Origin of the sequence: Cobetia sp. SIMBA_158, from assembly GCF_046566945.1 — a bacterium.
GTDB lineage: Bacteria > Pseudomonadota > Gammaproteobacteria > Pseudomonadales > Halomonadaceae > Cobetia > Cobetia amphilecti.
Genome location: NZ_JAWJYL010001185.1, coordinates 1 through 232, shown reverse-complemented (window position 1 = coordinate 232; position 232 = coordinate 1). Strand labels below are relative to the sequence as shown.

At 42.7% G+C, this 232-nt stretch carries 1 protein-coding gene; it reads left to right on the top strand.

What is annotated here, in order from left to right:
- Positions 1 to 232: ATP-binding cassette domain-containing protein (locus R2R70_RS23495; RefSeq protein WP_410979419.1), on the top strand; the 232-nt coding region annotated here is incomplete at both ends.

The window sequence follows — 232 nt, the reverse complement described above, 5'->3', positions numbered from 1 at the left end:
ATTAAGCATTGGCCAACAACAACGCGTGGCCGCCGCACGCGCATTTATTGGTAACCCAGAAATTATAATTGCCGACGAGCCAACGTCAGACCTTGATACACAAAACCGCGAAAGCTTTATTAACTTATTGTTTGAACAAGCGAGTAATACAAACAGCACACTGATATTTGTAAGCCACGACGAAAACTTAAAGCCGCTGTTTAATCGCTCAATCGACTTAGTAAGTTTGCAG